The organism is Dermacoccus sp. NHGro5, assembly GCF_017565385.1.
GTDB classification, from domain to species: Bacteria; Actinomycetota; Actinomycetes; order Actinomycetales; family Dermatophilaceae; genus Dermacoccus; species Dermacoccus nishinomiyaensis.
The window spans coordinates 257,720-271,832 of the sequence record NZ_JAGEKQ010000004.1; the positions used below are offsets into that span (position 1 = coordinate 257,720).

Annotated in this window: 13 protein-coding genes; 1 reads left to right on the forward strand and 12 read right to left on the reverse strand. The window is 69.9% G+C overall.

What is annotated here, in order from left to right; genetic code table 11:
* Positions 1-31 precede the first annotated feature (31 nt).
* The 9 genes from carB to efp form a co-directional block, all read right to left on the reverse strand.
* Entirely contained in the window at positions 32-3,340 is a 3,309-nt protein-coding gene (carB, locus tag J4Z35_RS02175; protein ID WP_074039458.1) for a carbamoyl-phosphate synthase large subunit, read from the reverse strand.
* Positions 3,340-4,539, reverse strand: a complete 1,200-nt coding sequence (carA, locus tag J4Z35_RS02180; RefSeq protein WP_074039459.1) for a glutamine-hydrolyzing carbamoyl-phosphate synthase small subunit — start codon at positions 4,537-4,539, stop codon at positions 3,340-3,342. Before carA ends, carB begins: the two co-directional genes overlap by 1 nt.
* Entirely contained in the window at positions 4,536-5,840 is a 1,305-nt protein-coding gene (locus tag J4Z35_RS02185; protein WP_074039460.1) for a dihydroorotase, read from the reverse strand. The genes carA and J4Z35_RS02185 overlap by 4 nt, the downstream gene beginning before the upstream one ends.
* A complete protein-coding gene (locus tag J4Z35_RS02190; protein ID WP_074039461.1) occupies positions 5,837-6,778 on the reverse strand; it encodes an aspartate carbamoyltransferase catalytic subunit in 942 nt (313 codons plus the stop codon). Before J4Z35_RS02190 ends, J4Z35_RS02185 begins: the two co-directional genes overlap by 4 nt.
* Positions 6,775-7,401 carry a bifunctional pyr operon transcriptional regulator/uracil phosphoribosyltransferase PyrR gene (pyrR, locus tag J4Z35_RS02195; protein WP_074039463.1) on the reverse strand — a complete coding sequence of 209 codons (627 nt, stop codon included), beginning with the start codon at positions 7,399-7,401 and terminating at the stop codon, positions 6,775-6,777. The genes J4Z35_RS02190 and pyrR overlap by 4 nt, the downstream gene beginning before the upstream one ends.
* A gap of 173 nt (positions 7,402-7,574) precedes the next feature.
* Entirely contained in the window at positions 7,575-7,772 is a 198-nt protein-coding gene (locus tag J4Z35_RS14335; protein ID WP_243754763.1) for a hypothetical protein, read from the reverse strand.
* A gap of 66 nt (positions 7,773-7,838) precedes the next feature.
* On the reverse strand, positions 7,839-8,231 hold the full coding sequence (locus J4Z35_RS14340; protein ID WP_074039467.1) for a hypothetical protein: 393 nt from the start codon (positions 8,229-8,231) through the stop codon (positions 7,839-7,841).
* 100 nt (positions 8,232-8,331) lie between these two features.
* Positions 8,332-8,748 (reverse strand): transcription antitermination factor NusB, encoded by a 417-nt coding sequence (gene nusB, locus J4Z35_RS02205; RefSeq protein WP_006943739.1) that lies wholly within the window; start codon positions 8,746-8,748, stop codon positions 8,332-8,334.
* A gap of 3 nt (positions 8,749-8,751) precedes the next feature.
* On the reverse strand, positions 8,752-9,312 hold the full coding sequence (gene efp / locus J4Z35_RS02210; protein ID WP_006943829.1) for an elongation factor P: 561 nt from the start codon (positions 9,310-9,312) through the stop codon (positions 8,752-8,754).
* A 224-nt stretch (positions 9,313-9,536) separates the two neighbouring features.
* On the opposite strand from efp, the gene J4Z35_RS02215 reads away from it, so the two are divergent.
* Entirely contained in the window at positions 9,537-11,129 is a 1,593-nt protein-coding gene (locus J4Z35_RS02215; RefSeq protein WP_074039469.1) for an FMN-binding glutamate synthase family protein, read from the forward strand.
* A gap of 10 nt (positions 11,130-11,139) precedes the next feature.
* Here J4Z35_RS02215 and aroB read toward each other — a convergent pair whose 3' ends face one another.
* The 3 genes from aroB to aroC are packed head-to-tail and all read right to left on the reverse strand — an operon-like array spanning position 11,140 to position 14,107.
* Positions 11,140-12,204 carry a 3-dehydroquinate synthase gene (aroB, locus tag J4Z35_RS02220; RefSeq protein WP_074039471.1) on the reverse strand — a complete coding sequence of 355 codons (1,065 nt, stop codon included), beginning with the start codon at positions 12,202-12,204 and terminating at the stop codon, positions 11,140-11,142.
* A complete protein-coding gene (locus J4Z35_RS02225) occupies positions 12,201-12,884 on the reverse strand; it encodes a shikimate kinase (protein ID WP_083603774.1) in 684 nt (227 codons plus the stop codon). Before J4Z35_RS02225 ends, aroB begins: the two co-directional genes overlap by 4 nt.
* Positions 12,881-14,107 (reverse strand): chorismate synthase, encoded by a 1,227-nt coding sequence (gene aroC / locus J4Z35_RS02230; protein ID WP_074039571.1) that lies wholly within the window; start codon positions 14,105-14,107, stop codon positions 12,881-12,883. Before aroC ends, J4Z35_RS02225 begins: the two co-directional genes overlap by 4 nt.
* Positions 14,108-14,113 lie beyond the last annotated feature (6 nt).

Sequence of the window (14,113 nt, forward strand, 5' to 3'; positions counted from 1 at the left end):
ACCGGCGTCGATCCGGCGATGTCGACCTGCCTCAGCGCGTGCCGTACATGTCGAGGCCGCGTGCGTGCTCCTGCAGCGACTTCACCGCGTACGAGCCGTGCATGCTGGCCTCGATGGCCTGCACGGCGGCCGCGAGCTCCTGCACCGTCGTGAGGATCGGCGCGTTCATCGACGTCCCTGCCGCGCGGATCGCGTAGCCGTCAGCGCGTGCATCCGACCCGGACGGCGTGTTGACGATCATCGCGACCTCGCCGTCGAGGATCTGCGACACGATCGTCTTCTCCCCGTCCGGCCCGGGGCCTTCGGAGTGCTTGCGCACCACGGTCGAGGCGATTCCGTTGCGGCGCAGCACATCCGACGTCCCGGGCGTCGCGAGGATCTCGAAGCCGAGGTCGACGAGACGCTTGATCGGGAACAGCATCGCGCGCTTGTCGCGGTTCGCGCACGAGACGAACACGGTGCCTGACGTCGGCAGCCCCTGCCCTGCGCCGAGCTGCGCCTTGGCGAACGACGTGGCGAAGTCGGCGTCGATGCCCATGACCTCACCCGTGGAGCGCATCTCCGGCCCGAGCAGCGAGTCGACGACCTGCCCCTCGGCGGTGCGGAAGCGCTGGAAGGGCAGCACGGCCTCCTTGACCGCGACGGGCGCGTCCATCGGCAGCTTCGCGCCGTCGCCGCTCGGCGGTAGCAGCCCTTCGGTGCGCAGGTCGGCGATCGAGGCGCCGAGCATGACGCGCGCCGCGGCCTTCGCGAGCGGCACAGACGTCGCCTTCGCGACGAACGGGACGGTGCGCGAGGCACGCGGGTTGGCCTCGAGGACGTAGAGCACGTCTTGCGCGAGCGCGAACTGCACGTTCATCAGGCCGCGCACGCCGATGCCCTGCGCGAGCGCCAGCGTCGAGGCGCGCACGCGCTCGAGCTCTTCGGTGCCGAGGGTCGCGGGCGGCAGGACGCACGCGGAGTCACCGGAGTGGATGCCGGCCTCCTCGACGTGCTCCATGATGCCGCCGAGGTACATGTCCTCGCCGTCGAAGAGCGCGTCGACGTCGATCTCGATCGCCTCGTCGAGGAAGCGGTCCACGAGCACGGGGTGCTCCGGCGACGCCGTCGTCGCGCGCGTGACGTAGCCGCGCAGCGTCTCGTCGTCGTAGACGATCTCCATGCCGCGCCCGCCGAGCACGTAGCTCGGGCGCACGAGCACGGGGTAGCCGATCTCGCGGGCGACCTCGATGGCCTCCTCGGCCGAGAAGGCGATGCCGTGACGCGGCGCGGGCAGCTTCGCGTCGGCGAGCACGCGCCCGAACGCGCCGCGGTCCTCCGCCAGGTCGATGGCCTCCGGCGAGGTGCCGACGATCGGCACCCCCTCGTCCTTGAGCGCCTTCGCGAGCCCGAGCGGCGTCTGACCGCCCAGCTGGACGATGACGCCCGCGATCGGGCCGGCCTCGCTCTCGGCGTGGACGACCTCGAGCACGTCCTCGAGCGTCAGCGGCTCGAAGTACAGGCGCGAGCTCGTGTCGTAGTCCGTCGAGACGGTCTCGGGGTTGCAGTTGACCATGATCGTGTCGTACCCGGCGTCACGCAGCGCGAACGAGGCGTGCACGCACGAGTAGTCGAACTCGATGCCCTGACCGATGCGGTTCGGGCCCGATCCGAGGATGATGACGGCCGGCTTCTCGCGCGACAGCACCTCGCTCTCCTCGTCGTAGGAGGAGTAGTAGTACGGCGTCTGGGCGGCGAACTCGGCGGCGCACGTGTCGACCGTCTTGTAGACCGGGCGCACGCCGAGGGCATGACGCACGCCGCGCACGACGTCCTGCTTCATGCCCGTCAGCTGCGCGATCTGGGCGTCGGAGAAACCGTGCTTCTTCGCCAGGCGCAGCAGGTCGGGCGTCAGCTGGGGCGCCGCCGCGATCTCGGACGCGACGTCGTTGATGAGCTGCATCTGGTCGAGGAACCACGGGTCGATCTTCGTCGCCTCGTGCACCTCCTCGACGCTGAGGCCCGCGCGCAGCGCCTGCTGCACGAGGACGATGCGTCCGTCCGTCGGCTGCTTGGAGCGCTCGAGGATCTCGAGTGCCTCGTCGCGGCTCGTCACCTCGCTCGCCGGATCCCAGTGGAACTGGCCGTCGCTGCGTTCGATCGAGCGCAGCGCCTTCTGCAGCGCCTCGGTGAAGTTGCGGCCCAGCGCCATCGCCTCGCCGACGGACTTCATCGTCGTCGTCAGCGTGCGGTCGGCGGCGGGGAACTTCTCGAACGCGAAGCGCGGCACCTTGACGACGATGTAATCGAGCGTCGGCTCGAAGCTCGCCGGGGTCTCGGCGGTGATGTCGTTCGGCACCTCGTCGAGCGAGTAACCGATGGCCATCTTCGCGGCGATCTTCGCGATCGGGAAGCCGGTCGCCTTCGACGCGAGCGCCGAGGAACGCGACACGCGCGGGTTCATCTCGATGACGATCATGCGCCCGTCGGCCGGGTTGATGGCGAACTGGATGTTGCAGCCACCGGTGTCGACGCCGACCTCGCGGATGACGGCGATGCCGACGTCGCGCATGCGCTGGTACTCGCGGTCGGTGAGCGTCAGAGCGGGAGCCACGGTGATCGAGTCACCGGTGTGCACGCCCATCGGGTCGAAGTTCTCGATCGAGCAGACGACGACGACGTTGTCGGCGTGGTCGCGCATGACCTCGAGCTCGTACTCCTTCCACCCGAGGATCGACTCCTCGAGCAGCACCTCGGTCACGGGGCTCGCCTGCAGGCCCGCGCCGGCCATGCGGCGCAGATCGGTCTCGTCGTAGGCGAAGCCGGAACCGAGGCCGCCCATCGTGAACGACGGGCGCACGACGACGGGGTAGCCGAGGTCGTCGGCGGCGGCGAGCACCTCGTCCATCGTGTGGCAGATGTGGCTCTTGGCCGATTCGGCGCCACAGCGCTCGACGACGCCCTTGAACTTCTCACGGTCCTCGCCGAGCTCGATCGCCTCGACGTTGGCGCCGATGAGCGGGCAGCCGTACTTCTCGAGGACGCCGTTCTTGTGCAGCGCGATCGCGGTGTTGAGCGCGGTCTGACCACCGAGGGTCGCGAGCACCGCGTCCGGGCGCTCCTTGGCGATGATCGATTCCACGATCTCCGGCGTGATCGGCTCGACGTACGTGACGTCGGCCGTCTCCGGGTCGGTCATGATCGTCGCCGGGTTCGAGTTGACGAGGATGACGCGCAGGCCCTCCTCGCGCAGGACGCGGCAGGCCTGCGTCCCCGAGTAGTCGAACTCGGCGGCCTGACCGATGACGATCGGGCCGGAGCCGATGACGAGGACGCTCTTGATGTCGGTGTTCTTGGGCATCAGGCGTTCACCTTCTGGTTGTCGCTCATCATCTCGACGAAGCGGTCGAACAGGTACGCCGCGTCGTGCGGGCCGGCCGCGGCTTCGGGGTGGTACTGGACGGAGAACGCCGGGATGTCGAGGCAACGCAGGCCTTCGACGACGTCGTCGTTGAGGCACACGTGCGAGACCTCGACGCGCCCGAAGCTCGTGCCGTGTTCGGCGTCGCTGGGCGCCTGCGTCGATCCCTCGATCGGGGCGTCGACGGCGAAGCCGTGGTTCTGCGCGGTGATCTCGACGGTGCCGCTCGCCTTGTCGAGCACCGGCACGTTGATGCCGCGGTGGCCGTACTTCAGCTTGTACGTGCCGAACCCGAGCGCGCGCCCGAGCAGCTGGTTGCCGAAGCAGATGCCGAAGTACGGGATGCCGGCCGCGAGCACGTCGCGCAGCAGCTCGACCTGCGGCGCCGTCGCCGGGTCGCCGGGGCCGTTCGAGAAGAACACGCCGTCGGGGTTGATCGCCGTGATGTCGTCGAGCGCCACCGTCGCCGGCAGCACGTGCACCTCGATGCCACGCTCGCTCATCATCCGCGGCGTGTTCGACTTGATACCGAGGTCGACGGCCGCGACGGTGAACTTCTTCTCACCCTTCGCCTCGACGACGTATGCCTCCTTCGTCGCGACCTCGGATGCGAGCTCGGAGCCCTCCATCTGCGGGGCGTTCTTCACCGCGTCGAGCAGGTCGGCGTCGCTGTTCGCGGCGTCCGCACCCGAGAACACACCGACGCGCATCGCGCCGCGCTCGCGCAGGTGGCGCGTCAGGGCGCGTGTGTCGATGTCGCAGATACCGACGATGCCCTGCTCGGCGAGGTCGTCCTCGAGGGTGCGCACCGAGCGCCAGTTCGACGGGCGGATGGCGGGGTCGCGCACGACGTAGCCGGCCACCCAGATCTTGCCCGACTCGTAGTCCTCGTCGTTCATGCCCGTGTTGCCGACGTGCGGGGCCGTCATGACGACGACCTGCTTGTGGTAGCTCGGGTCCGTCAGCGTCTCCTGGTAGCCGGACATGCCGGTCGAGAACACGGCCTCACCGAACGTCGTGCCGATCGCGCCGTAGCTGCGGCCGCGGAAGATGCGTCCGTCCTCGAGGACGAGGCAGGCCGGTTCGCGCGAGACGAACGCACTGGCGCGCTTCGTCGTGGCGGGGGTGGTGTCGTTCACTGCTGAACCTCTCCGTCGTGGAAGGTGCGACGTCCGCGCAGGTACGTCGAGACCACAGCGCCCTCGAGCGTGTGGCCGTGCCAGGGGTTGTTGCGGGAAAGCGACTTCGAGTCGTCCTTGTTCACCGTGACGGTGACGGACGGGTCGAAGAGCGTGATGTTGGCGGGTGCGCCGGCGACGAGGCCCTGGCCGTGCGAGCCCAGCCGGGCGATCGCGGCGGGCTTCGTCGACATCGCATCGGCGACCTGTTGCCACGTCATGCGGCCCGTGGCGACCATCGTCGTGTGGACGACGGCGAGCGCCTGCTCGAGGCCGAGCATGCCGAACACGGCGTCCGCGAACGCGTGCTCCTTGTCGTGGCGCGCGTGCGGCGCGTGGTCGGTCGCGACGATGTCGATCGTGCCGTCGGCGAGCGCCTCGCGCACGGCCTCGATGTCCTCGCTCGGGCGTAGCGGCGGGTTGACCTTGTAGACCGGGTCGTAGCTCTCGACGAGGTCCGTCGGCAGCATGAGGTGGTGTGGGGTGGCCTCCGCGGTCACGGCGATGCCGAGCGACTTCGCCCAGCGCAGCACCTCGACGGTGCCCGCCGTCGACGCGTGCGCGACGTGGACGCGGCTGCCGGTGTGGCGCGCGAGCATGACGTCACGCGCGACGATGACCTCCTCCGCGACGCCGGGCCAGCCTGGCAGGCCGAGGCGTCCGGAGATCTCACCCTCGTGGCAGCAGGCCTGGCCGTCCGCGAGGTTCGGGTCCTGCGCATGCTGGCTGACGACGCCGTCGAACGCCTTGACGTACTCGAGCGCGCGACGCATGAGGCGGCTGTCGTGCACGCACTTGCCGTCGTCGGAGAAGACCCGGACGGCGGCGCGCGAGCGGGCCATGAGGCCGAGCTCGGCGAGTTCCTCGCCGGCGAGGTTCTTCGTCACGGCGCCGATGGGGTGGACGTCGACGAGCCCGACGCGCTCCCCCAGCTCGGCGATGCGCTCCGAGGCCTCGGCGGTGTCCGTCGCGGGGTTCGTGTTGGCCATCGCGAAGACGGACGTGAAGCCGCCGGCTGCGGCAGCCGCCGAACCCGTCGCGATCGTCTCGGCGTCCTCGCGGCCCGGTTCGCGCAGGTGGGTGTGGAGGTCGACGAGGCCGGGCAGCGCGACGAGTCCGTCTGCGTCGACGCGCGTCGCGCCGGCGGCGTCGAGGTTCGTACCGATCTCGGCGATGGCGCCGTCACGCACGAGGATGTCGGCCGCGCCGGTGCCGACGACGTCGGCGCCGGTGATGAGAACGGGGCCTGCGTGGTCGCTCATGCCTGAGCTCCTTCCGTCGAGTTCGAGGCGAGCAGGTGGTACAGGACGCTCATGCGCACGGCGACACCGGCGCTCACCTGGTCGAGCACCCTCGAGCGTGCTTCATCGGCGGCGTCGGGGCTGATCTCGAGGCCGCGGTTCATCGGGCCCGGGTGGCAGATGACGGCATGCTGCGGCAGCAGCGCGAGGCGGTCGCGCGTCAGGCCGTACCCGACGGTGTACTCGCGCGGCGTCGGGAAGTAGCCGCCGGACATGCGTTCGCGCTGCACGCGCAGCATCATGACGGCGTCGACGTGCGGCAGCACCGCGTCGAGGTCGTAGCTGACGTCGAAGCCGTCGCGCGCAGCCCAGGCGGCGATGCCGGACGGCATGAGCGTCGGCGGCGCGACGAGCGTGACGTGCGCGCCGAGGGTCTTGAGCAGGATGAGGTTGGAGCGCACGACGCGACTGTGCGTGAGGTCACCGACGATCGCGACGTGCTTGCCCTCGAGCGTGCCGAGCTGCGCCTGCATCGTGTAGGCGTCGAGCAGCGCCTGCGTCGGGTGCTCGTGGGTGCCGTCGCCGGCGTTGACCACCATGCAGTCGACCCACTGGCTCACCTGCAGCGGCGCCCCGCTGCGGTTGTGGCGGATGACGAGGCCATCGACGCCCATGGCCGCGACCGTCATCACGGTGTCGCGTAGCGACTCGCCCTTGCTGACGCTCGAGCCCTTCGCACTGACGTTGATGACGTCCGCAGACAGCCATTTCCCGGCGATCTCGAAGGAGCTGCGGGTGCGCGTCGAGTCCTCGAAGAACAGGTTGACGACGGTGCGTCCGCGCAGCGCGGGCAGTTTCTTGACCTCGCGGTTCTGCACGTCGTGCATGGCGGCGGCCGTCTCGAGGATCATCTCGGCGTCGTCGTGGGTGAGGTCGGCGGCCGACAGCAGGTGCTTCACGACGCGTCCTTTCGCTGCTGCGGCGCGGCGGGGCCGCTGATGCGCACCTCGTCGCTGCCGTCGGTCTCGGCGACGCGCACGCGCACGTGCTCGCTCGTCGCCGTCGGCAGGTTCTTGCCGACGTGGTCAGCGCGGATCGGCAGTTCGCGGTGGCCGCGGTCGACGAGGACGGCGAGGCGGACGGCCTTGGGGCGCCCGAGGTCGCCGAGCGCATCGAGGGCGGCGCGCACGGTGCGTCCGGAGAAGAGCACGTCGTCGACGAGGACGATGGTTCGCCCATCGATGCCGGCTGCGGGGATGTCGCTCTGATGCGCCACGCGGGCGGGGTTGGCACGCAGGTCATCGCGGTACATCGTGACGTCGAGCGTGCCGACGGGGATGTCGATGCCTTCGACGTCCTTGAGCGCGTCGGCCAGGCGGCGGGCGAGGTGCGCGCCACGCGTCGGGATGCCAAGCAGGACGAGGTCGTCCGCGCCCTTGTTGCGTTCGAGGATCTCGTGAGAGATGCGGCGCAGAGCGCGACCGATCTCGGGGGCCGACAGGACCACGCGGCCGTCGTCAGGAGTGGTTCGTGATGTCGAGACGTCCCCGTCACCGGGTACGCCGAGAGCGTCGCGCGTCATGCGCAGGCCTCCTTCGCCGCCTCACAGGACGGATCGTTAAAGGATGATTCCGCTGCCCACCTTATCGCGCCTCGCCGGCCACGCCTGACCGGCGTCGTCCTGTTGGGACCCCGGCACTCGGCCTGGTGACCTGCTCTTGGCAGTCTCCGAGGTCGGACACCGTGAATGAGCGTTCAGAACTCGACGAAGCGCGCCGCGTCGTCACGGGCCGGGACGGGCAGGTCATCGATGCCGCCGTGCCGCAGCGCTGCTTCTCGCGACGCGGCCCCGATGTTGTCTAGCTCCAGCGACTGGACGAGCCGGTCGAACTCGCGCGGATGCGTCAGCCGCAGCACGGGCACCCCCTCCGGCGCAGCCTCCCAACGGCGCATGCGCTCGCGTTTGCGCGCGAACGATGAGAAGTGCCACCGCACGATTGAGTTGCGCGAGAACAGCTGTCACACGTTCTCCGTGTTCCCGTTGCACACGGGCGTGCGAGTGGTGAGGCGATGGACGCAGCGGCGCACGAGGCGGGAGAGGGTGAGGGCACGCGAGTAGTCGAGCGCGATGACGACCTGCGCCCGCTCGAGCATGACGTCCCTCCAGGCGCCGTACGCCGAATCGACGACCCAGCCCTCTGCGCTCGCCATCTGGTGCGCCAGAGCCCGCTGCTCGTCCTGCGGACGCTCGACCCAGCCGGGCAGCCACCCGACCTCGTCGTCGACGAGGTGGACGGGCAGCCCCAGGGCAGCGCCGAGCCGCGCCGCGGCCGTCGACTTGCCCGATCCCGTGACGCCGTACAACAGCACTCGCTGCGCGTGTTCGACATCGGAGAGGGAGGCGACGGGCATGATCCGAGCATATCGGGGCACTCAGGCCCACGCGAGCGACATGACACGACCCACCCGCGCGAACGGGTGGGTCGTGTCATGTGAGTGGTGGACGGGGCCGTCAGTCGACGATGCTCGACTTCACTTCGGACAGCTTGGTCAGCAGACCACCGATGAACTGCGGCGAGTTGTCGGTCGACAGCTCGGTCGCGAGGTTCTTGGCCTCGGAGACGGCGACGCCGTCGGGCACGTCGTCGACGTAGAGCACCTCGTAGGCCGCGACGCGCAGCAGGGCGCGGTCGACGGCAGGCATGCGATCGAGCGTCCAACCGCGTGCGTACGTCTCGAGCGCTTCGTTGATCGTGCGCCAGTGGTCGACGACGCCGCGCACGAGCACCGCGGTGTACTCCGGCAACGGAGCCGGCGTCACGGGCGCGAGGACGCGCTCGTCGAGCAGGTCCTTCGCGTTGATCTCACGCTGCTCGGCTTCGAACAACAGGTCGAGGGCGCGCTTGCGCGCCTTGGTGCGAGCACCCATCGATCAGGAGACGCGGCCGAGGTAGGAGCCGTCGCGCGTGTCGACCTTGACCTTCGTGCCCTGCTCGAGGAACAGCGGCACCTGGATCTCGGCGCCCGTCTCGAGCGTCGCGGGCTTCGTCCCACCGGTGGAGCGGTCGCCCTGCAGGCCCGGCTCGGTGTGCGTGATCTCCAGGACGACGGACGCAGGCAGCTCGACGTAGAGGACGGTGCCGTCGTTCTGCGCGACGATCGCCTCTTGGTTCTCGAGCAGGAAGTTCGCGGCGTCACCGACGGCGGTGGCCGGGATGTTGATCTGGTCGTACGTCTTCGTGTCCATGAACACGTAGTCGTCGCCGTCCTTGTAGAGGTACTGCATGTCGGAGCGGTCGACGTTGGCCGTCTCGACCTTGACGCCGGCGTTGAACGTCTTGTCGACGATCTTGCCGCTCATGACGTTCTTGAGCTTCGTGCGGACGAAGGCCGGGCCCTTGCCGGGCTTGACGTGCTGGAACTCGACGACGGACCACAGCCCGTTGTCGATCTTGAGAACCATGCCGTTCTTGAGGTCGTTCGTGCTCGCCATGGAGATCCGCCTTCGTTCATCGGGCAGCGCCAGGGCTCGTCGGCCCCGTGAACGCGCACCCGGGTGATGCCGCTGCGGACGGTGATCCGCGCGGCCGGTCAACAATCGCCCGCGCAGGCGCACGGGCATCAAAATCAAGTCTATCGTGTGAGCGCACCTCCCCCGATCGACGTTCCACACCTGCGCGTGATGCATTTCACGTCGAGCCTCGCCATACTTGGCGCATGAAGTGGACTCGCCTCGTAGCCGCCCTGCCCGCACTCGGCACGGCCGGTGTCGCCGCCTACGACCTCACGCAGAAGAACCACTCGCTGCTGCGCAACTTCCCCGTCCTCGGCCACGCGCGCTACGCGATCGAGCTGATCGGCCCCGAGATGCGGCAGTACATCGTCGCCGGCAACGACGAGGAGCGCCCGTTCAGCCGCGACCAGCGCGCCTGGATCTACCGCTCGGCCAAGGGCGTCAACAACTACGTCGGCTTCGGCACCGACAACGACCTCGAGTGCAACGAGGGCTACCCGATCGTCAAGCACCGCACGTTCGCGCAGTCGCATGCCGCGGAGACCGACGACCACGCCATCCCCTGTGCGAAGGTGCTCGGCGGCGCCCGCGGACGCGCCAAGGCGTTCCGTCCGCGCTCGGTCGTCAACGTCTCCGCGATGAGCTTCGGCTCGCTCTCCGGCGCGGCGATCACCGCGCTCAACAAGGGCGTCGCACTCGCCGGGGCGATGCACAACACCGGCGAGGGCGGGTTGTCCACCTATCACCGAAGCGGCGGCGACCTCATCCTGCAGATCGGCACCGGCTACTTCGGCTGCCGTGCCGAAGACGGCCACTTGGACCTCGACAAGCTCGTCACCGTCGTCGAGTCGGCGCCCGTCAGGGCCATCGAGATCAAGCTCTCCCAAGGCGCCAAACCGGGCCTCGGCGGCGTCCTGCCCGGCGCGAAGGTGACGAAGGAGATCGCCGACATCCGCGGCGTCCCGCAGGGCGAGACCGTCGTCTCGCCGTCACGGCACACCGCGTTCCACGACATCGACTCGATGCTCGACCTCGTCGAGACGATCGCCGAGCGCACCGGCCTGCCCGTGGGCATCAAGTCGGCCGTCGGCGAGATGGGTTTCTGGCAGCAGCTGACGGCAGCGATGTCGAGCGTCGACGGCCCGCGCCGCGGAGTCGACTTCGTGACGATCGACGGCGGCGAGGGTGGCACGGGTGCGGCGCCCGTCGTGTTCTCCGACTCGGTCGCGCTCCCCTGGGCCGTCGGCTTCTCGCGCGTCTACGCCCTGTTTGCGGAGGCCGGCCTCACCGACGACGTCGTGTTCATCGCCTCCGGCAAGCTCGGCCTGCCGATCACGGCGGCGCAGGCGTTCGCGATGGGGGCTGACATGATCAACGTCGCGCGCGAGGCGATGCTGTCGATCGGCTGCCTGCAGACGCAGAAGTGCCACGAGGACACCTGCCCGACGGGCGTCGCGACGCAGAACGCGTGGCTCGCGCACGGCCTCGACCCCGAGCTCAAGAAGGTGCGCCTCGCGAACTATCTCGTCGCGCTGCGCAAGGACCTGCTGAAGATCAGTGACGCCGTCGGCGTCGCGCACCCCGGTCTGCTGACGCCCGACGACGTCGAACTGCTCGACGGGATGCGCAAGGGCACCGGCCTCGCCGACGTCTTCGGCTACCAGCCCGACTGGGGGCGCCTCGGCGACGAACTGGCGCGCGAGATCACCGACATCATGGTCGCCGGCGACTTCGAGAACGCCGGCACCGCCGCCGGTGACCGCGAGACGGCGAAGAAGGAGCAGCCGACGCGCTGAACGGTGCGTCTCAGCCAGTCACCGCGTCGAAGGCTGCGCGCAGCTGCTCGCGCGTCGGGCCTTCGAGGCGGTGGACGTCGCCGATGCCGTTCAGGACGACGAAGCGCAGCGTCGTGCCGCGCGTCTTCTTGTCACGCCCCATGACGGTGAGCATCTCGTCGAAGTCACCGCCCGCGTACGTCGTCGGCAGCCCGAGCGAGGTGATGACGGCGCGCTGCCGCTCCACATCGTTGCGCCCGAGCACGCCTGCCGCGCAGGCCAGTTCGGCGGCGAACACGCAGCCGACGGCGACGGCGTCACCGTGGCGCCAGGTGTAGTTCTCGCGCTGCTCGATGGCGTGCGCGAACGTGTGGCCGTAGTTGAGGATCTCGCGCAGGTTCGATTCCTTGAGGTCGGCCGCCACGACCGAGGCCTTGACGCTGATGGCCCGCTCGACGAGTTCGACGAGCTGCGGGCTCGTCACGTCGAGGCATGCAGCCGGGTCGGCCTCGACGAGTTCGAGGATCCGCTCGTCGCGGATGAAACCGCACTTGACGACCTCCGCGAGCCCGGCCGCGACGTCGCGTTCGGGTAGCGTCCGCACCGTGGCGAGGTCGGCGAACACGGCGAGCGGCTCGTGGAACGCGCCGACGAGGTTCTTGCCCTCGGCGATGTTGATGCCGGTCTTGCCGCCGACCGCCGCGTCGACCATCGCGAGCACCGTCGTCGGCACCTGGATGACGCCCACGCCGCGCAGCCACGACGCGGCAACCCAGCCGGCGAGGTCGGTCACCGCTCCCCCGCCGACGCCGACGACGACGTCGGTGCGCGTGAAGCCGGCTCGCGCCATGACACCCCACAGGCGCGCGCTCACCTCGATCGTCTTGGCAGCCTCGCCGTCGGGCACGACCTCGCGCACGACGGCGATGCCGCGGCCACGCAGCGCTTCTTCGACGCGGTCGGCAATCGCCGTCACAGCCGCCTGCTCGACGATCAGTGCCCGCGCCACCCCGGCCGGGACGGCGCCCGCGAGGTCTTGCAGCACCCCCTCGCCGATGTGCACGGCATACGCGGTTCCCACACTGATGATGCTCATGGCGTCTCTCCTTCGTCGCGGCGCGTCCGGCCGCCTCGTGTGGCCCCGAGGATGCGTCGTCGCGCGATCGTCGCCGCCACCGAAGACGGCAACGGGCGCTTTCCACCGGTCGAGACGGGTGTCTCGTGCTCGGCCGCGACGAGCGCCTCGATGATGCGCGTGGCCGACGCACCCGTCGTCCCGCGCGAGGTGTCGACGGTGACCGTCGCGACCTCCTCGTACAGCCGTCGGCGTTCGGCGAAGATGCGCCGCCACGTGTCGATGCCACCGTTCGCGAGGATCGGGCGCGTCACGTCGCCGCGGATGCGGTAGCCGGCGTTGCGTTCGTCGACGGTCAGGTAGACGACGGTGTGCTCGCGCAGCGCCGCCCGCGTCGAGTCGTCGAGCACCGCCCCGCCACCGAGCGCGAGGACTCCGTCGAACGTGCCGAGCTGCTCGGTGATGACGTCGCGCTCGACCTCGCGGAACGCGGCCTCGCCGTGCGTCGCGAAGTAGTCACTGATCGAGCAGCCGAGGCGTTCGACGATGAGCGCGTCGCTGTCGCGCAGTTCGACGCCCCAGCGCGCCGCGAGGGAGCGCCCGACGGACGACTTGCCGGACGCCATCGGCCCGACGAGCACGGCGCGGGGACGCGGGTGGTGGCGCTCGGCGTCAGCCGCTGGCGTCGCTGGCGCGCTCACTCCCACGTCGTGAGCAGATCGGGGATGTTGGCGAGGTAGCTCTCGAGGTTGCGCCGCGTCTCGGCGACCGAGTCTCCACCGAACTTCTCGACGCACGCCTCGGCGAGTACGAGCGCGACCATCGCCTCCGCGACGACGCCAGCCGCCGGAACGGCGCAGACGTCGGAACGCTGGTGGATCGCCGTCGCGGCCTCACCCGTCGCGACGTCGACGGTCGCGAGCGCCCGCGGCACCGTCGAGATGGGCTTCATCGCGGCGCGCACCCGCAGCACGTCACCGGTCGACATGCCGCCCTCGGTGCCACCGGCACGGTTCGACTGGCGACGGATGACGCCGTCGACACCGCGCACCATCTCGTCGTGAGCGGCCGAACCGCGGCGCGCGGCCGTCTTGAACCCGTCACCGATCTCGACACCCTTGATCGCCTGGATGCCCATCATCGCGGCGGCGAGGCGCGCGTCGAGGCGGCGGTCCCAATGTACGTGCGAGCCGAGGCCCGGGGGCAGACCGTAGGCGCAGACCTCGACGACGCCGCCGAGCGTGTCGCCCGCCTTCTTCGCCGCGTCGATCTCGGCGACCATGCGCGCCGAGCCGTCGGCGTCGAGGGTGCGCACGGGGTCGGCGTCGAGGGCCGCGACGTCGTCGGGGTGCGGCAGCGGTGAGTCGTCGGCGACGGCGGCCGTCCCGACGGCGACGGTGTGCGAGACGAGCCGGATGCCGTAGGCCTGCTCGAGGAAGCGCGCGGCGACCTCACCGAGGGCGACGCGCGCCGCGGTCTCGCGCGCGGAGGCGCGTTCGAGGACGGGGCGGGCGTCGGCGAAGCCGTACTTCTGCATGCCGACGAGGTCGGCGTGGCCGGGGCGCGGGCGCGTCAACGGCTTGTTGCGCGCGATCTCCTTCTCGGCGTTGACGTCGTTCGACGCCTCGTACGCGGATGCCTCGACCGGATCGGACGACATGACGGTCTCCCATTTCGGCCATTCGCTGTTGCCGATCTGCAGCGCGAGCGGCGAACCGAGCGTCACGCCGTGACGCAGGCCGCCGACGAACGTCACGACGTCCTGCTCGAACTTCATGCGGGCGCCGCGCCCGTAGCCGAGGCGACGGCGCGCGAGAGCGTCGGAGATGTTCTGCGACGTCACCTCGACGCCGGCGGGCAGCCCCTCGATGACGCCCATGAGGGCCGGGCCGTGCGATTCACCTGCGGTCAACCAACGAAGCATGCGGCC